The sequence below is a fragment of the Aliidiomarina sanyensis genome (assembly GCF_003987175.1).
Taxonomy (GTDB): Bacteria; Pseudomonadota; Gammaproteobacteria; order Enterobacterales; family Alteromonadaceae; genus Aliidiomarina; species Aliidiomarina sanyensis.
Window position 1 is genome coordinate 93582 of the sequence record NZ_PIPM01000007.1, and the last position, 17062, is coordinate 110643.

A 17062-nucleotide genomic window follows, 5' to 3' on the forward strand; every position below is an offset into this window, starting at 1 on the left:
CTCCATGACGACTGACACCCCATTGTATTGGCGCCCGGTTCATCCGGGCGCATTTGTTAAATCTCGTCCGGGTGAGAGCCGGATTGGTCAATCCATGCTTGCTCCGCAGGCGTGGGACACGCTCCTATCAGCGTTGAGTTCCGACACCATCGTCCTCGTGGGTGTGCCGGAATCAATTGGGCCACGCGCAAATTTGGGTCAAGGTGGTGCTGAAGCTGGATTCTCTGCATTTTTGGCGCAGTTTTTGAATATGCAAGAGACAGGGCGTCTTCCGTTGCACTCATTGTGTCTTGGCGGGGAAGTCGACTGCACCGATTTAATGGCACAGGCGGCCAAACTTGATGCCAGTCAGCCAGAAGAACTTGCGCAGCTACGAGCGCTGTGTGCGGAGGTCGACACACGCGTTGAGTCGGTACTTACACCTCTATTCCAAACGGGCGCTCGCGTGATTTTAATTGGCGGTGGTCACAACAATGCGTATCCACTGTTGAAGTCATTGGCATCGGCGAGCGAGCGTTTGGTCGGGGCGGTTAATCTTGACCCACATTCCGATTTTCGCCCGCAGGAAGGACGCCACAGTGGGAATGGATTCAGCTATGCGCATGCCGAGGGTGTATTACAACATTATCAAGTTGTTACCTTGCATGAAGCCAAGAATTCCAAAGCAACGCTGGACCAACTACAAGCGGCTGGTGGCCGTTACATCTCAATGCACCAGCTACTCGATTCGCGGATGGATAAGGTCATGAGCGAAGTGGTTCGCCAAGCTTTGGAATGGGATGTTCCGCTCGGGATTGAACTCGATATTGATGCCATCACGGGAGCTCCGGCGAGCGCTTATAACTACGCGGGTGTTACTTTACCCGAGGCGCAAACCTTTGTGCAGCGGCTCGGAATGCTTCCCCAAGCGCGTTACCTTCATTTAGCCGAGGCTGCTCCCGCTTGTCATCCTGCTGGTTTCGCAGCAGGACAAAAAGCCGTCGGGCAAATTCTCAGTGAGTTAGTGTTCACCTACCTCTTGTCCCGCAATCAATAAAGCCCGCAGTGGATTGACACCAAAGGTGTAGCAGATCTCTTCGGGCCGGCGGAGATTCCACAACGCGATATCCCCACGCTGGCCTTCTTTTAACATCCCTTGCTCAGAATCCCCGAGCGCCCGCGCTGCGTGGGTGGTGACCCCGAGCCACGCTTCTTCCGGTGTCATCCGGAAAAACGAGCAGGCAAAGTGCATCATCAGGGGTAATTGAATGATCGGGGACGACCCGGGGTTAGCATCAGTGGCGACCGCAATGGGCACTCCAGCCTCGCGGAGTGCATCAATGGGTGGAAGCTTGGTTTCCCGTAAAAAATAAAATGCACCGGGCAATAAAACCGCAACGGTTCCCGCGTCGGCCATCGCCCGAATGCCTTTGTCTGAAAGGTACTCCAAGTGATCCGCGGATAGGCCTTGGTAGGATGCAACTAAAGCCGCGCCATCTTGGTCACTTAATTGTTCGGCATGCAGTTTAACCGGTAATGCCAGTTGTTGTGCCGCACGAAAAACCCGGTCTGTTTGCTGTCGGGTAAAACCAATGTTCTCACAAAACACATCCACCGCATCGACCAACCCTTCGTTGGCGGCCGCTGGCAGAATGTCGCGGACCACGTAATCGATATATTCGTCACTGCGCCCCTGATACTCAGGAGGCAACGCATGGGCTGCAAGAAGCGTGGTGCTGACCTTGATTGGGAGGACTTCGCCGATGCGACGGGCAACGCGCAATTGTTTTAATTCATCCTCAAGACTCAGGCCGTAGCCTGATTTTATCTCAATATGGGCAACCCCTTGCTGCATGAGCGCCACGGCGCGAGGAAAGGATTGGCGAAAAAGCTCCTCTTCACTGGCCGCGCGAGTGGCACGAACTGTGGAGAGAATTCCGCCGCCCTGCTCTGCAATTTCTTGATAGCTGGCGCCATGCAGACGCTGGCGAAACTCTTCTGCACGATTCCCCGCCCACACTAAATGTGTGTGACAGTCGGTTAATGCCGGTGTTGCCAACATACCGTGACCATCAATGCGATGTGCCTTTCCGGCCGCTTCACTGCCGAGAAAGGCCTGGCGAAGATTCGCTGGCAGGGCATCACGCGGTCCGACCCACGCGATAAAGCCATCTTGCACAAAGATCGTTGCCTCTTCGATGAGCCCAAGGTCTGCATTTGTCATGGTCGCAGCGGTGACATTCTCAATCAGTGTGCAGGTTTGAGGGGAGGCAGATGCAATTGACATAAAAATCCTTTGCTAATTTCAATGAACTTGCTAATGTATATACAACATAGCAAATTCGCACATAATTACAAGTTGGAAAATCCCATGGCTAAGTTTGCAGTCATTAAAGAGCATATCTACCGCAAGATTGAGTCAGGCGAGTGGCCTGAATATCACCCGGTTAGTTCTGAGAATGAGTTATCCGAGCAATTTAGTGTCAGCCGTATGACCGCGCGTCGCGCATTGCAGGAGCTCGCTGAAGAGGGGCTAGTGACCCGCACGCGTGGTTCAGGAACCTTCGTTGCGCCGTTAAAAAGCCAGTCGGCCCTGCTGACGATTCGCAATATTGCCGATGAAATTCGGATGCGCAATCACAAGCATCACGCGGTGGTACGTGTTCTTGAGCGAGTCGTGGCTCCCAATGCCGTGGCATCAGCCCTTCAGCTTAGCCCGGGGGCAGAGGTCTTTCACTCAGTCATCACGCATTTTGAGAACGGCCATGCGGTTCAAATTGAAGACCGTTACGTGAACCCAAATTTGGTTCCTCAATACTTGGAGCAAGACTTTGTGGAACATACGCCGCATGAGTATCTGTGCGAAGTGACTCCGCTGACCGAAGCGAGCCATCTAATCGAGGCCGTCTTGCCAACGGAACAACAGTTGAGCTGGTTAGCCCTCGAAAATCCAGAACCTTGTTTACAAATTCAACGACGCACCTGGTGTCGCGATGGCGTGGTGAGTCAAGCCACCCTGACTCACCCAGGAAGCCGATTCCGCCTTGGCGGACATATGACATTTAAAGCCCCAGCGCGTGTTTCGAATGCCGAAGTATAAGCGCGCAGAAAAATAACCTTGGAGACGAGCTATGAGTTTTACTCGGATTGATACCAGTCGCGTCATTCGCGCGGCCCGGGGAGCAAAAAAAACCGCCAAGAGCTGGCAAACCGAAGCGGCTAAGCGGATGTTAATGAATAACCTTGATCCGGATGTTGCGGAGCATCCGCACGGTCTGGTGGTGTACGGCGGAATTGGTCGTGCGGCACGCAGCTGGGAGTGTTTTGACACCATTGTTGAGGTGCTTGATCGGTTGGAAGACAACCAGACATTGTTGGTTCAAAGCGGCAAGCCGGTGGGTGTCTTCCCAACACATTCGGATGCACCCCGCGTGCTGATCGCCAATTCAAACTTGGTTCCCGAGTGGGCCACGTGGGATCATTTTAATGAGCTCGATAAGAAGGGCTTGATGATGTACGGCCAAATGACTGCAGGCTCTTGGATCTACATCGGCTCCCAGGGCATCGTGCAGGGAACATATGAAACATTTGGCGCGGTGGCACGGCAACATTTTGACGGAGACGCCACAGGAAAATGGATTCTCACCGGAGGACTTGGCGGCATGGGCGGCGCGCAACCTTTGGCGGCAACCATGGCTGGCTTCTCAATGCTCGCCTGTGATGTCGATGAGTCGCGGATCGATTTCCGTCTGCGCACCCGTTATGTCGATGAAAAAGCCACAGATCTCGATGATGCCCTCGCACGCCTTGAGAATGCGAAGAATGAAGGTCGGGCGGTTTCCGTCGGCTTGCTCGCCAATGCGGCAGACGTGTACGCAGAACTTGTAGCCCGCGGGATTACACCGGATGTAGTGACGGACCAAACCTCGGCGCATGATCCACTCAATGGGTATTTGCCCCAAGGTTGGACACTAGAGCAGGCGGCCAAAATGCGCGAAGACGATCCGCAAGCGGTTGTCAAAGCAGCCAAAGCGTCAATGGCAGTGCAGGTCCGTGCCATGTTGGATTTCCAAAAACGCGGTGCGGCGGTACTCGATTATGGCAACAACATTCGCCAAATGGCGAAAGATGTCGGGGTTGATCATGCATTTGATTTCCCAGGGTTTGTTCCAGCCTACATTCGCCCATTATTCTGCCAAGGCATTGGCCCATTCCGGTGGGTTGCGTTGTCTGGTGACCCTGAGGATATTTATAAAACCGATCAAAAAGTCAAAGAGCTGATTCCAGACGATACCCATCTCCATAACTGGCTCGATATGGCCCGTGAACGGATTGAATTTCAAGGCTTACCCGCGCGAATCTGTTGGGTAGGGCTCAAAGACCGCGCGCGTTTGGGCCGTGCATTCAACGAGATGGTGAAAAATGGTGAGCTTAAAGCCCCAATCGTGATTGGCCGAGATCACCTCGATTCTGGTTCTGTGGCGAGTCCTAACCGGGAAACCGAGGCCATGCTGGATGGGTCAGATGCGGTTTCCGATTGGCCTCTCTTGAATGCCCTCCTCAATACGGCAGGGGGTGCGACCTGGGTTTCATTGCATCATGGTGGTGGCGTTGGCATGGGCTACTCCCAGCACTCGGGTGTGGTCATTGTGGCGGATGGAACGGACGCGGCTGATCAGCGCATTGCGCGTGTTCTTTGGAACGATCCGGGGACCGGCGTAATGCGTCATGCAGATGCAGGATATGACATCGCAAAAGAGGCGGCGCGTGAGAGTCAACTTGACCTCCCGATGATCCGCGATGAGTCGGCTTAGACCGAACCCCATATTCGAAGCGCGGTCGATAAGGCCGCCTTGTTGTAGGAAATCGTTATGACGAGCGTAATGAAACTTGAATTAAACCCGGGGCATCTGAATTTGGCGCAACTGCGTCAAATCAGTCGGCAGCCCGTTGAACTCAGCTTACCTGAAGCGGCGCGAGCCGATGTGGCCCGTGCAGCGAAGACGGTCGCGGATGTCCTTGCGGAGGGCCGCGTGGTGTATGGCATTAATACTGGCTTTGGCTTGCTCGCGAATACGCGAATTAAGCCCGAACAGTTGGCTGACTTACAGCGTCGCATTGTGCTGTCTCATGCTGCCGGTGTTGGCACTGCCATGCAAGATGCAGTCGTGCGTCTGATGCTAGTACTGAAAATTAACTCGCTTGCGCGCGGGTACTCTGGTGTGCGTCCCGAGGTGATCGACTTCTTGATTGCTCTCGTCAACGCAGAAGCCTATCCGATCGTGCCTGAGAAAGGCTCCGTTGGTGCATGTGGTGACCTTGCACCATTGGCACATATGGTACTGCCGCTCCTCGGTGAAGGCGAGCTGAGAATTCGTGGACATCGCGTGAGTGCAAAAGAAGGCCTTGAGCAGTTGGGGTTAGCACCCATTGAGCTGGCACCGAAAGAAGGGCTAGCGTTGCTCAATGGAACCCAGGCTTCTACCGCACTGGCGTTGCATGGTTTATTCGCAATTGAGGATGTCTTTGCGTCTGCATTGCTGGCAGGCTCCATGTCCGTTGAAGCGGCACTTGGATCGCGGACGCCGTTCGATGCGCGTATTCACGAAGTACGCGGTCAGTATGGCCAGATCGATGTGGCGGCAGAGCTGCGCCGGATTCTGGCAGAGCGCAGTGAGATCGGTGAATCGCACACGAACTGTGGCAAGGTTCAGGACCCCTACAGTTTGCGTTGCCAACCTCAGGTTATGGGTGCGGCATGGGATCAAATCCGGTACGCAGCTGAAGTATTAGGCCGTGAAGCGAATGGCGTCACGGATAATCCACTGGTATTCCCTGAAGACAACGACATTCTTTCAGGTGGAAACTTCCATGCAGAACCTGTCGCCATGGCCGCTGATATGCTTGCAATCGCTGTCTCAGAGGTGGGCTCGCTGTCGGAACGCCGGACGGCGCTGTTAGTGGATCGGAATTTAAGTAATCTCCCACCATTTTTGGTCGAGAATGGCGGCGTGAACTCCGGGTTTATGTTGGCTCAGGTCACTGCAGCTGCGTTGGCTTCTGAAAATAAAACCTTGGCGCATCCTGCTTCTATTGACAGCTTGCCGACTTCAGCAAACCAAGAAGACCACGTCTCCATGGCGACTTTTGCAGCACGTCGGCTTGAAGATATAGCGGAAAACGTTGCGAATATTGTCGCGATTGAATTACTCGGGGCGGCGCAAGGTATGGATTTCCGCCGACCGTTGAAATCGTCAGAAACGCTGGAAAAAACCCATGAGATGCTCCGGGAAAAGGTTGGCTTCTATGACGAAGACCGCTACTTCTCTCCGGACATTATCGCAATTGCCCAGCTGGTTCGGTCAGGTCAGTTAACCGAGCTGGTTGAATTGCGATTGTCGTAAATCGGCAATTCTTGCGCTGCTTAGCGCGGCGCAAGAATGACAAATTCTCCGGTAAAAATGGCGGCAGCCTCGCTGCTGTCGCCATCATATAGATAACTTTTCGCATGGAGGCGGGCGTTTTTCCCATCATGCACCCCATTCATATCACCTTGCAGGTCACGCAAGTGCGCCAGGCCACGAGGAGCGTCCTTGATGGGACGCTGGTATTGAATGTTGCCCTCCGCTAAAACAATAGCGCCGCCAATCTCTCGTTCACGCATTTGTAAATCAATCAGACCCCAACATGTCAGTGTGGCAAGGGTATAAATACTGCCTGCAAACATGGTGTTGTGGAGATTAATATTCCGAGGCAGTGGCGCCCGCAGCTCAAATTCGCGGCCGGTATATTGATGCACCCGAATGCCCATGGCTTCGCTAATCGGGATCTTCTCATGCCATGTTTTTTCAAGCTGAATGCACCACTGCGGGCGATACACAATGTGGTTCACTGGGTCGAGATGTTTGACGAGGAGATGTTCAGCCATTGGGTTATCGACGGTATTTGCTTCCTGATGAATTTCGTAGCCGCACTTCAGATAAAACCCCAGCGTGGTGTCACGCGAACGAATAATGACACGCTTTGCTCCATGATCACGGGCGAGCAATTCCAAGGCATGGAGTAAACGAACACCATGCCCCTCCCCCTGCATTTGTGGCTGCACGACCATAAAGCGAACTTGCGCTTCGGTGGTGCTATTAAAATGGAGACGTCCAATTCCAATCAATAGACCATCTGCATCGACGAGCATACGATGCTCGCCGACTTGATCGTATTCGTCCCGTTCAGAGCCTGGAGGCTTCTGAAAAGGACGTCTCAAGACGTCGTAACGCAGCGCGTAATAATCCGCAAATTCTTGCTCCGTGCGAGGTGTAATAATCCGATATTCCATGAGGTCGCCCACTTCAAAATGAACCCATGAGGGTATGCGAGCCGTATTTCAGAATCAAGACACCCAAAGGTGGGTTCTTGTCGTTCACTCCGATGCCTGCCACAATAAAGCATGTCATCACAACGGGTTGAGACATTTCATGAGTAAACCAAAACAGGTATGGCAAACTGTAAAACGACACGCACCGGGAATAGCGCGCACCTCGTTTGATTTCATGCGCTATTTCTTGCGTCGTTGCGCAACCGACCGGATCAATGTGATGGCCGGCCACTTGACCTATGTCAGTCTGCTGTCATTGGTTCCTTTGATGGCTGTGATGTTCGCGATGTTTGCCGCGTTCCCCATGTTTGCGGATACCCGTGCGGCCCTTGAGGGGGCGCTGATGGAAAACCTGGTCCCGACCAGCGGCGAGGCCATCCAAGAGTATCTTGAGCGTTTCGTTGGAAATGCGAACCAAATGACCGCCATCGGTGTGGTCTTTCTCTTTGTCGTGGCAATCATGCTAATCAGCGCTATCGACAAAGCCATGAATCAGATTTGGCGCGTCGAAAACAAACGCCGGATGATCATCAGCCTCGCGGTGTACTGGATGGTACTCACCATGGGACCGATTTTGGTGGGAACCGGGATTGGCTTGAGTTCGTACTTGCTCTCATTGGCGGCGTTTGCTGACGATTACGTCACCGGCGTACGTACGACCATGTTAACGCTGTTTCCATTCTTTACGAGTCTCATGGCATTTATGCTGCTGTACGTGATGGTCCCCAACAAAGTGGTGAAATTTCGCCATGCCATCTGGGGTGCTGGGGTCGCTGCACTGTTGTTTGAGATTGCGAAGAACGGATTCCGGATATACCTCCAATATTTCCCATCCTACGAACTGATTTACGGCGCAATGGCCACCATCCCCATCCTGATTGTTTGGATTTACTTGTCATGGAACATTATTTTGCTGGGTGCAGAGCTGAGCGTCAGTATCAGTGAATATATGAATGACCCAGATGAGCCCCTCCCACCGGATGAAGAAGAGCAAGCGAAAGCGCAAGGTGAAGATGCCGAAGAGCACGAAGCGCCTGCGAAAAAGCAACCCGTGCAGGAGATGTCATGATTGCATTGATCCAACGGGTCACCGAAGCGCGAGTTGAGGTGGCGGGAGATGTTGTGGGTGAAATCAATCAAGGAATCTTGGTTTTACTCGGCGTTCAGAAAGATGACAGCATTGCCGATGCACAGCGCTTGGCGGAACGTGTTGTGGGTTATCGGATTTTTGCTGATGCGGAAGACAAAATGAATCTCGACGTCCGCGACATCGGTGGCTCGTTGCTCGTGGTATCTCAGTTTACCCTAGCCGCTGATACCAAGCGGGGACGCCGCCCCAGTTTCTCATCTGCTGGCTCTCCACAACACGCACAAACACTCTATCACGTGTTTTGTGACGCGGTACGCGCCCTGAAAGTACCCGTTCAAACGGGACGCTTCGCCGCAGACATGCAAGTGTCCCTCACCAATGACGGACCAGTAACCTTCCTCCTGGAATCTTGAACCGACACCGCGCTCCCACCGTATAAAAGGCCATAACCAACGCACCGCGTTGGGCTCAAAACCGTAGCCAACGCACTGCGTTGGGCTTAAAACCGTAACCAACGCACTGCGTTGGGCTCAAAACCGTAGCCAACGCACCGCGTTGGGCTCAATAACCGTAACCAACGCACCGCGTTGGGCTCAATAACCGTAGCCAACGCACCGCGTTGGGCTCAATAACCGTAGCCAACGCACCGCGTTGGGCTCAAAACCGTAACCAACGCACTGCGTTGGGCCAGCGCAAGGAGTTCACATGTCAACATATGCCATATTCGGTGCCGGCGGCGGGCTCGGACTTGCCCTCACGCAGGAACTCCGTAAACGCGCACCAGATGCAACCATCCATGCATTCAGTCGCAGCGCCCGGCCTGACACCTTATCTTCCGATAACAACCTCCAGTGGCATCAGTGTAGCGATGACATTCTTGAAACCGTGACGAAAGCCGTCCACCAGTGGCAAGCTGACGGCATTGAACTCAACGGTGTGATCTCAACCATTGGTTGGCTGCATCAAGTGCATCCTGAACACGGGGAATGGCAGCCGGAGCGCCGTATTGAGCAATTGAATGGCGAGCAACTGCAGGCTTATTTTTACGTGAATGCCACCTTGCCTGCGTTGTTACTGCAAGCCTGTAAGCCGACACTCCCGAAAAAAGAGCCATGCTTTTTCGCCCAACTCGGTGCCAAAGTGGGCAGTATCGGTGACAATGAGCTCGGGGGCTGGTATGGCTATCGGGCATCCAAAGCGGCCTTAAATATGTTATTTAAAACAGCCTCCATCGAATTTAAACGCACTCATAAAAAGCTCATCCTCTCAGTCATTCACCCCGGAACAACGGATACCAAGTTATCGGAACCCTTCCAAGAGCGGTTACCGAAGGATAAGTTGTTTTCTGCTGAAACCTCAGCAGAGCGGATCTGGGATGTCATAGAAGGGCTGACTCCTGAACAAAGCGGTGGCTTTTGGTTTTGGGATGGTAAGGCGCTCCCCTGGTAGTTCAAACGAAACATTCACCTGCAAAGAGCACTTGCCGTTCGTCACAAACTAGGTGATCCTGTGAGTCGTTTTTGCTTCAACGACCACACCGTCACAAGAATAAAAAAGGATGTGTCTCATGAACTATTTACTCGCAGTTGTCTTGCCACCTGTGGCTGTATGGATGGCAGGGGCTCGCAAGCAAGTCTGGCTTAGCTTAGCGCTCTATTTAGCAGCTCTGATGCTATTTCGAATCGCAACGGGCGGAGAAGTACCCGGAGCCTATGCGGCTGCCCCAGTTATGTATGTCATAGCGATTATTCATGCGTTTGTTTTTACCCATCGTCAATATCAGCAAACGAGTGGGCAAATTCATCCGCATCGTGGCTCAGCGACCCAAAGCAAGGCACCAGAAAAAAACACCAAGGATTCGTCTGAGTAAGCATGAGCTTACTTTTCGAGCTATACCATAGGAACACACGGTGATGACCATGTTGAATACCGTAAAGTAAAGGTAAATCGACTGTTAGCTTGCTCCGTGTTCCGTCATCTTTACAATTGTAAAGACACCGATTGGAGTGATTCCTATGAAATTGAAGCAGACCACGACCGCATGGAAACGCATCGTGGTGATCGCAAGCGCCACAGTTATGCTTGCCCACCTGTCTGCGTGTTCTGATGGCACGGCAATGAACGACGCAGAAACGCGTCCTGCACACCGTGTATTAGTGAAAACCGTTGAAGCAGAAACCCTTGAGCTCGAACGCTCATTTGCCGCCCGAACGGAAGGCTCGATGGTAGCTGAAGTTCGAGCCCGCGTCGGCGGCCAGCTCGAAGCTCGGCATTTTAGTGAAGGTCAGCTCGTCGAATCTGGCACGGTGATGTTTTCAATTGAGCAAGCACCTTACGAAGTCGATCTGCAAAAAGCACAAGCTGAGCTAACCAGTGCAGAGGCAACATTTAACGAGGCCCGCCGCGATTGGGCACGAGTCGAGAATCTGTTTACTGACGGTGCAGTCAGTGCGCGGGAGCTCGACCAAACACAATCGCGCGTCGAAATGGCGGAAGCGGATCTTGAGGCAGCCCGCGCGCAGCTTGAAGACGTTAAATTGCGTTACAGTTACACAGAGATCAAAGCCCCGATCACCGGAGTTGCGAGTCGCGAGTCGGTGTCGGTTGGAAACTTGATTCAAGCAAACGACACGCTGGCCACGATCGTAAGCCTCGATCCAATCTATGTTCACTTTAATGTGCCAGAGAGCGATATTGCGACGCGTTACCTGCTGCGTGTGACCAGTTTGAATGCCGAAGACGAGCAAGACGGTCCGCCAGCACGGTTGCGGTTCAGCGATGGTCGTGAGCATCCTATTGAAGGCTATATCGATTACGTGAGCCGAATTGTTGACCGCGAAACCGGCAGCATTGAAGCGCGTGCGGTGATTCCAAACCCAGACATGACCCTACTTCCGGGCCAATTTGTGCGGGTGCAGTTGCCACAAATTGAGTTGACCCACGCAATCACAGTGCCACAACGTGCGATTATCCAATCAGGCCGTCACTCCGTGGTGTACATCGTGGACAACCAAGATACCGTGCAAGTACGCGAGGTAACGCTTGGGGTTCGTGTTGGCAATGAACAGTTAATTGAGCAAGGTCTGGCAAGCGGTGACCGGGTGATTGTTGAAGGTTTATCCATGCTGCAACCAGGGACTCGGGTGCACGTGGAGGAAGCTGAATGATTGCACGCCATTTTATTGAGCGTCCGGTGCTGGCATCGGTCCTCTCGATTTTGATTGTGCTTGCGGGGTTGATGTCACTTCGCATTCTGCCGGTCCAGCAGTATCCACAGATTGTTCCTCCGCAAGTGGTGGTGAGCGCCAGTTATTCCGGCGCGACCGCCGAGGCAGCCTCCCAAGCGGTTGCCGCCCCCATTGAGCTGTATATCAATGGGGTTGAAAACATGCTGTATATGACCTCATCTGCGGACGACACGGGCTCGGTTTCAATTACCGTCGTGTTTGAGGTAGGCACCGATGTTGACCAAGCAGCCATTGATGTTGAGGCTCAAGTTCAACGGGCTTACTCGCGCCTTCCCGAAGAGGTCCAACGCAGCGGCGTAGAGATTCGCAAGCAATCGAGCGCAATCCTGAAGATTGTTTCTTTAAGCTCGCCGGATGGTAGCCGTGATTCGTTATTCTTGAATAACTACGCGACCTTGACCGTGCAAGATGAATTAAGCCGGATTAACGGTGTTGCTCAGGTCACCTTCTTTGGGTCCAAAACCTATTCCATGCGGCTCTGGTTACGGCCGGACCAACTTGCCGACTACGGCATGACCCCAGCCGATGTGCGTGCCGCAGTAAACGAACAAAATAATATGTTCGCAGCGGGGCGGTTCGGTGATGCTCCAAATCCAGAGAACCCCCAGGAGTTAACGCTCCCGATCGGAACCGAAGGGCGTTTCTCGACCGTTGAAGAATTTGAAGAGATTATTTTGCGCTCTGAGCCTGGCGGGTCGGTAGTGCGCTTGCGTGACGTAGCGCGCGTCGAACTCGGTGCGAGCAACTATGATTTTGATGCCATTCAAAATGGCGAAACCGTGGTGCCAATGGGGATCTTCCTGCGCCCCGGTGCAAATGCTTTGGAAGTATCGGAAGAAGTCGACCGCGTCATGGAGCGAATGAGCCAATCATTCCCCAGCGGTGTCGCCTACTCGGTGTCTTTTGATACGACAGACTTCGTGAAAGTCTCCATCCAGCAGGTGGTCTTAACCCTATTCCAAGCGTTGCTCTTGGTTATGGGGGTTATCTATTTATTCTTACAGCGCTGGCGCGCAACACTTATTCCATTGCTCTCGATTCCGGTTGCATTAATCGGTGCATTCGCGGGCATGTATGTGTTTGGGTTCTCCGTCAACCTACTGACCTTGTTGGCCATGGTGTTAGCGATAGGGATTGTGGTGGATGATGCCATCGTCGTGCTAGAGAATGTTGAGCGCTTGATGCGCGAAAAAGGACTCACCCCCAAACAAGCAGCAATTGAAGCCATGGAAGAGGTCTCCGCGCCGATTATCACGATGGTTTTGGTGCTTGCAGCCGTGTTTATACCGGTTGCATTTTTGGGTGGACTAGCCGGTGTTATGTATCAGCAGTTTGCACTTACTATCGCTGTATCTGTTATTCTATCAGGTTTTGTCGCGTTGACGTTGAGCCCAGCATTGTGTGCACAAATCCTAAAAGAGAAACCAGAGGCACCACCCAAAGTCCTTCAAAAATTTAACGTATGGTTTGAAAAAGCGACCCAACGTTACACCGATGGCGTGCGCTTCATGTTGAAACGCACCGGTATTGCTTTTGCTGTTTTCGTAGCGTTGGCCGCCGTGGCCTACGGTGGGTTTACTCAGCTTCCAGGTGGCCTCGTGCCAGACGAAGATCAAGGCTATGTCCTCGTGAGTCATCGCTTACCGGAAGGCGCCTCGCTTGATCGGACGCGTGATATGTCATTGCGCTGGAACGAGCAATTGCGCAATACCGATTCGGTGCAGAATACACTGACCTTCATGGGCTACGACCTCGTAAATGGAGGGCGGAAACCGAATGTTGGCGCAAGCTTTGTGACCCTTGAGCATTGGGATGATCGCAATCTGCGCCGGAATAGTTCATTTCAATTCGCCGAACAAATTAATGAAATGGGGAGTGACCATCGTGAAGCAACGATCACCGCGTTTAATCCGCCTCCCATCTCCGGAATCTCAACGACCGGTGGTTTAGAAGCTTATCTCGTGGCGATTATGGATGGTGATAACGAGAACTTGATTGCGCGGCTAAATGACGTGATTGAGCATGCGAATGAGCGGCCCGAGCTGCAGAATGTTCGAACGACATTGTCGATGGACATTCCTCGGTATGTCGCCCATGTCGATCGCGAGCGTGCAAAGTCCTCTGGGGTGGCCATAACAGACATTTTCTCGACCATGTCCGCGAACTTCAGTCGTACAACGCTCAACGACTTCAACTTCCTCGGGCGCGCCTGGCGGGTTTACATGATGGGTGAATCATCATTCCGTGAAGGCCCGCATAACATGGCCGATGTCTTTGTGCGCTCGAGCAGTGGCGAAATGATTCCGCTCGACTCACTTGTACGTCTTGAGCGGACCACAGGCCCAGACACGGTCCATCGTTACAATAACCGCCCAGCAGCACGCCTGTTGGCCGATCCTGCGCAAGGTTACAGCTCAGGGCAAGCCATGCGTGCATTTGAGGAAGTTGTCCTTGAGTTAGTCAGTGAAGACCAAGACTATCAATTGTTTTGGACTGGTGCATCACGACAAGAGCGCGATAGTGGCAATGCCGCGAGCTTGGCTTTTGGCTTTGCGATGTTAATGGTGTTCTTACTGTTGGCTGCGCAATATGAGCGCTGGTCTCTGCCACTGGCAGTCCTCACTGCAGTTCCTTTCGCAATTTTCGGTGCGGTCGTCGCGACGTGGATTACGGGCATGCAGAATAATATCTACTTCCAAGTGGGCTTATTGGTTCTACTCGGATTGTCTGCCAAAAACGCCATTTTGATCGTTGAGTTTGCTGTGTTGAATCGAAAACGCGGTATGACGTTGACGGCCGCTGCTCTGACCGCCTGTCGACAACGTTTCCGCCCGATCCTCATGACCTCATTAGCGTTTATCTTAGGTGCGTTACCGTTGGCTCTCAGCTCCGGTGCTGGCGCTGCAGCACGCCAGTCAGTAGGCATTACCGTGGTGGGCGGAATGCTAGTCGCAACCTTCGTATCTATCTTCTTCATTCCGGTTTTCTATCAATGGATAGAGAAGACCTTTTTGAAGCGTGAACTTTTGAAAGAAAAAGCCGGGTCGTAATGGCCCGGTTACTTGAGTTTCTCGTATTGTAGTGCCATAGATCTAGCATCAGAAAAGTTAGAAATGAGGCCAGTATGAAAGACGACTTAAGTGTACGTATGATCCTCAGCGTGTTTGAAAAGATACAAGATCATGGTGAGCATGAAGAGGGCCGCCATGTACTTGAGGGGGTTACCGGGTTCACAGACCACGATGGCTACACAGTTTTCCTTGAGGGCTACAACGTGAAGCTTCGGACGGGCTTCCATAATACCTATCATCTTGACTACGACTCCGAGCGTGCATTCGAAAACTTCGTGAAGAAATTAAAGTACATCGATCAGAATTATGATTAAATGCGAACTCATCTAACTGGTCAGAGGTGATCATGAGTTCAGCAAAGAAGTACACACTCCTCGAAGAAATAGCACATTCGGTTAGCCACGGAATTGGCGCTGTTCTCGGCATTGTTGGCTTGGTGGTTATGGTCGCTTTGTCGGTACAATACGGTGATATCTGGATGGTGGTCAGTACCTCCATTTATGGTGCTTCTGTTATTCTTCTCTATACCGCCTCGACGCTCTATCACGCGATTACTAATGCAAAAGCCAAGCGTGTGTTCCAACTGATGGACCATGCCCTGATCTTTATCCTCATTGCCGGAACCTACACTCCATTCTTACTCGTGAACCTGCGTGGCCCATGGGGCTGGACACTGTTTATCATCATTTGGACTATCGCTATTCTTGGCGTCCTGCTCGAAACGATGAAAAAAGAACGTGTGAGATGGCTTTCCTTAACCTTGTACCTCAGTTTGGGCTGGATGGCATTGGTTGCGATGAAACCAATGCTTGAGATGGTCCCAATGACGGGATTGTTGTGGCTGCTCGCAGGAGGCCTGCTGTATTCCCTCGGCGTGGTCTTTTACGTCAGGAAACAAATGATCTTCCACCACGCCATTTGGCATGTCTTTGTGCTCGCAGCGAGCATCGCGCACTTTTTAGCCGTGATCTATGGTGTTATTTTGGCGGTTTGATGTGAATGGATTTAGGGCGTCTGGATTGCCGATTAACGACGATAACACTCGGCTACACATGTGCAACTTACGACGTGAAGGAGATTGCTAATGCGTAAATTTTTACTGAGCTTCTCAGCGTTGTTGCTAATGGGAGTGGCTTTTCCTACGAAGTCTGTTGAATACCCGTCTTTTCTCAGGCTTAACGTAACTCCCGAAGCATAATGGCAGTTTCGAGAGAGTCAAGAGCGTTGGAGTTAACGGGCGAGGGTTAGGCCAGTCGCCAGGCTACACCGGTCACACCATGGTGAATGATTTTGATTTGATTCACATGGGGGGGCGTGCTCTCATCTTTAAATGGTGCAAAGTTCGCTCACGGATTTATTAGTGCAGGCTTTGCTAAGGGTGTCGGAACCCACCTCAATGACGAAATGGGAAATCAGATTGTTGCGGGAACCATTGTATCAGCTGCTATCGGAGGAACCACATCCTCCATTGTCGGCGGCAAGTTTGCCAACGGGGCGGTCACTGGGGCATTTCAGGCGTTGTTTAATTTGTATTCTTCTGAGGAAAACAAACCATCAAAAAATGCAAATGATTGGGAACACGAAACTACTATTTTGGGAACTGGTATTACCGTCGACGTCTATGCGGGTAGATATCTCAAAATTGAACTGGACAGTGTGACGCTTGGTATGGATGGGACCTATGTGCAAGTGACGGCCTTCCCATCAGTCTCCGCACGGGAATGCGTCGGGGATCGCTGTGAAAGTATACAAATGGGGTGGGAAATGAGAGTTATATTGACCGGGTTAATTATTTTTCTTCTAGCTTCGTGTGGAGAAGACAGTTTAGAAAAAAACGATCTATATAGCCGTTCCGATTGCATCGTTAAATTTCAAATAGATATGGATGAGTTGAGTCGTGATGAAATTAGGGAACTCTATGATGCTTTGTCATATTTTATAAGATCTGAGGCAGCTTACCCAATGGCTGGAATGACTTTCCCAAACAGCGCTAGGGAGTTTTTCTATGTTCAGCTTTCTGACTCCTGCGACAGCAGATTAGAAATAACCGAGGCGATGGTCAAAAGATTCTTGAGTACTCAGAGTCAAGCCTCCAACTATCAGGTATTTCCTGATGTCGTGTGCCCGTCCCCGAATACGATAAGCATGAGAGGACCATCATGGAACTCTAATGATAGCTGCAAATAGTTCTCAATAAGTGAGTATGTAGTGGCCAAATAAAGCTGGCAATCGGTTTATGGTGGGAGGCACGGTTGTCACCCATACTGAGCATGGGAGTGGCACTGTCTACTCCGCATCTCAG

At 52.0% G+C, this 17062-nt stretch carries 15 protein-coding genes; 13 read left to right on the forward strand and 2 right to left on the reverse strand.

The window, feature by feature from the left end:
• Window positions 1-4: 4 nt before the first annotated feature.
• Window positions 5-1036, forward strand: a complete 1032-nt coding sequence (locus CWE11_RS08020; protein ID WP_126777100.1) for a formimidoylglutamase — start codon at window positions 5-7, stop codon at window positions 1034-1036.
• Here the strand turns inward: CWE11_RS08020 and hutI are convergent.
• Window positions 1001-2266 carry an imidazolonepropionase gene (hutI, locus tag CWE11_RS08025; RefSeq protein WP_126777101.1) on the reverse strand — a complete coding sequence of 422 codons (1266 nt, stop codon included), beginning with the start codon at window positions 2264-2266 and terminating at the stop codon, window positions 1001-1003. The two genes, CWE11_RS08020 and hutI, sit on opposite strands and share 36 nt — an antisense overlap.
• An 84-nt stretch (window positions 2267-2350) precedes the next feature.
• Here hutI and hutC point away from each other — a divergent pair, with 84 nt between their 5' ends.
• From hutC to hutH, 3 genes are read left to right on the forward strand one after another with little or no spacing between them, the layout of a single operon-like run.
• Window positions 2351-3079, forward strand: a complete 729-nt coding sequence (hutC, locus tag CWE11_RS08030) for a histidine utilization repressor (RefSeq protein ID WP_126777102.1) — start codon at window positions 2351-2353, stop codon at window positions 3077-3079.
• 31 nt (window positions 3080-3110) lie between these two features.
• On the forward strand, window positions 3111-4793 hold the full coding sequence (hutU, locus tag CWE11_RS08035; RefSeq protein WP_126777103.1) for a urocanate hydratase: 1683 nt from the start codon (window positions 3111-3113) through the stop codon (window positions 4791-4793).
• A 57-nt stretch (window positions 4794-4850) separates the two neighbouring features.
• Entirely contained in the window at window positions 4851-6383 is a 1533-nt protein-coding gene (gene hutH / locus CWE11_RS08040; protein WP_126777104.1) for a histidine ammonia-lyase, read from the forward strand.
• Between the two features lie 20 nt (window positions 6384-6403).
• Here hutH and CWE11_RS08045 read toward each other — a convergent pair whose 3' ends face one another.
• Window positions 6404-7312 carry a bifunctional GNAT family N-acetyltransferase/hotdog fold thioesterase gene (locus CWE11_RS08045; protein WP_126777105.1) on the reverse strand — a complete coding sequence of 303 codons (909 nt, stop codon included), beginning with the start codon at window positions 7310-7312 and terminating at the stop codon, window positions 6404-6406.
• Window positions 7313-7451: 139 nt separating this feature from the next.
• On the opposite strand from CWE11_RS08045, the gene CWE11_RS08050 reads away from it, so the two are divergent.
• From CWE11_RS08050 to CWE11_RS08090, 9 genes are all read left to right on the forward strand, one after another.
• The gene (locus tag CWE11_RS08050) at window positions 7452-8420 is read left to right on the forward strand and encodes a virulence factor BrkB family protein (RefSeq protein WP_126777106.1); all 969 of its coding nucleotides are present in this window, start codon (window positions 7452-7454) and stop codon (window positions 8418-8420) included.
• On the forward strand, window positions 8417-8854 hold the full coding sequence (gene dtd, locus CWE11_RS08055) for a D-aminoacyl-tRNA deacylase (protein ID WP_126777107.1): 438 nt from the start codon (window positions 8417-8419) through the stop codon (window positions 8852-8854). The genes CWE11_RS08050 and dtd overlap by 4 nt, the downstream gene beginning before the upstream one ends.
• Before the next feature lie 292 nt (window positions 8855-9146).
• Window positions 9147-9890 (forward strand): SDR family NAD(P)-dependent oxidoreductase, encoded by a 744-nt coding sequence (locus tag CWE11_RS08060; RefSeq protein WP_126777108.1) that lies wholly within the window; start codon window positions 9147-9149, stop codon window positions 9888-9890.
• A 118-nt stretch (window positions 9891-10008) separates the two neighbouring features.
• Window positions 10009-10311, forward strand: a complete 303-nt coding sequence (locus CWE11_RS08065; protein WP_157981323.1) for a YqaE/Pmp3 family membrane protein — start codon at window positions 10009-10011, stop codon at window positions 10309-10311.
• Between the two features lie 145 nt (window positions 10312-10456).
• Window positions 10457-11608 carry an efflux RND transporter periplasmic adaptor subunit gene (locus CWE11_RS08070; protein WP_126777110.1) on the forward strand — a complete coding sequence of 384 codons (1152 nt, stop codon included), beginning with the start codon at window positions 10457-10459 and terminating at the stop codon, window positions 11606-11608.
• Window positions 11605-14739 carry an efflux RND transporter permease subunit gene (locus CWE11_RS08075; protein WP_126777111.1) on the forward strand — a complete coding sequence of 1045 codons (3135 nt, stop codon included), beginning with the start codon at window positions 11605-11607 and terminating at the stop codon, window positions 14737-14739. Before CWE11_RS08070 ends, CWE11_RS08075 begins: the two co-directional genes overlap by 4 nt.
• A 74-nt stretch (window positions 14740-14813) precedes the next feature.
• Entirely contained in the window at window positions 14814-15074 is a 261-nt protein-coding gene (locus CWE11_RS08080) for a DUF3081 family protein (protein WP_126777112.1), read from the forward strand.
• Between the two features lie 32 nt (window positions 15075-15106).
• On the forward strand, window positions 15107-15754 hold the full coding sequence (trhA, locus tag CWE11_RS08085; protein WP_198675622.1) for a PAQR family membrane homeostasis protein TrhA: 648 nt from the start codon (window positions 15107-15109) through the stop codon (window positions 15752-15754).
• 320 nt (window positions 15755-16074) lie between these two features.
• Window positions 16075-16947: a hypothetical protein gene (locus CWE11_RS08090; RefSeq protein WP_126777113.1), complete on the forward strand. Its 873-nt coding sequence runs from the start codon at window positions 16075-16077 to the stop codon at window positions 16945-16947.
• Window positions 16948-17062 lie beyond the last annotated feature (115 nt).

Bases quoted from the DNA above. Each gene is read 5' to 3' on its own strand.
- CWE11_RS08020 (WP_126777100.1), top strand. From the start codon at position 5: ATGACGACTGACACCCCATTGTATTGGCGCCCGGTTCATCCGGGCGCA.
- hutI (WP_126777101.1), bottom strand. From the start codon at position 2,266: ATGTCAATTGCATCTGCCTCCCCTCAAACCTGCACACTGATTGAGAAT.
- hutC (WP_126777102.1), top strand. From the start codon at position 2,351: ATGGCTAAGTTTGCAGTCATTAAAGAGCATATCTACCGCAAGATTGAG.
- hutU (WP_126777103.1), top strand. From the start codon at position 3,111: ATGAGTTTTACTCGGATTGATACCAGTCGCGTCATTCGCGCGGCCCGG.
- hutH (WP_126777104.1), top strand. From the start codon at position 4,851: ATGACGAGCGTAATGAAACTTGAATTAAACCCGGGGCATCTGAATTTG.
- CWE11_RS08045 (WP_126777105.1), bottom strand. From the start codon at position 7,312: ATGGAATATCGGATTATTACACCTCGCACGGAGCAAGAATTTGCGGAT.
- CWE11_RS08050 (WP_126777106.1), top strand. From the start codon at position 7,452: ATGAGTAAACCAAAACAGGTATGGCAAACTGTAAAACGACACGCACCG.
- dtd (WP_126777107.1), top strand. From the start codon at position 8,417: ATGATTGCATTGATCCAACGGGTCACCGAAGCGCGAGTTGAGGTGGCG.
- CWE11_RS08060 (WP_126777108.1), top strand. From the start codon at position 9,147: ATGTCAACATATGCCATATTCGGTGCCGGCGGCGGGCTCGGACTTGCC.
- CWE11_RS08065 (WP_157981323.1), top strand. From the start codon at position 10,009: ATGAACTATTTACTCGCAGTTGTCTTGCCACCTGTGGCTGTATGGATG.
- CWE11_RS08070 (WP_126777110.1), top strand. From the start codon at position 10,457: ATGAAATTGAAGCAGACCACGACCGCATGGAAACGCATCGTGGTGATC.
- CWE11_RS08075 (WP_126777111.1), top strand. From the start codon at position 11,605: ATGATTGCACGCCATTTTATTGAGCGTCCGGTGCTGGCATCGGTCCTC.
- CWE11_RS08080 (WP_126777112.1), top strand. From the start codon at position 14,814: ATGAAAGACGACTTAAGTGTACGTATGATCCTCAGCGTGTTTGAAAAG.
- trhA (WP_198675622.1), top strand. From the start codon at position 15,107: ATGAGTTCAGCAAAGAAGTACACACTCCTCGAAGAAATAGCACATTCG.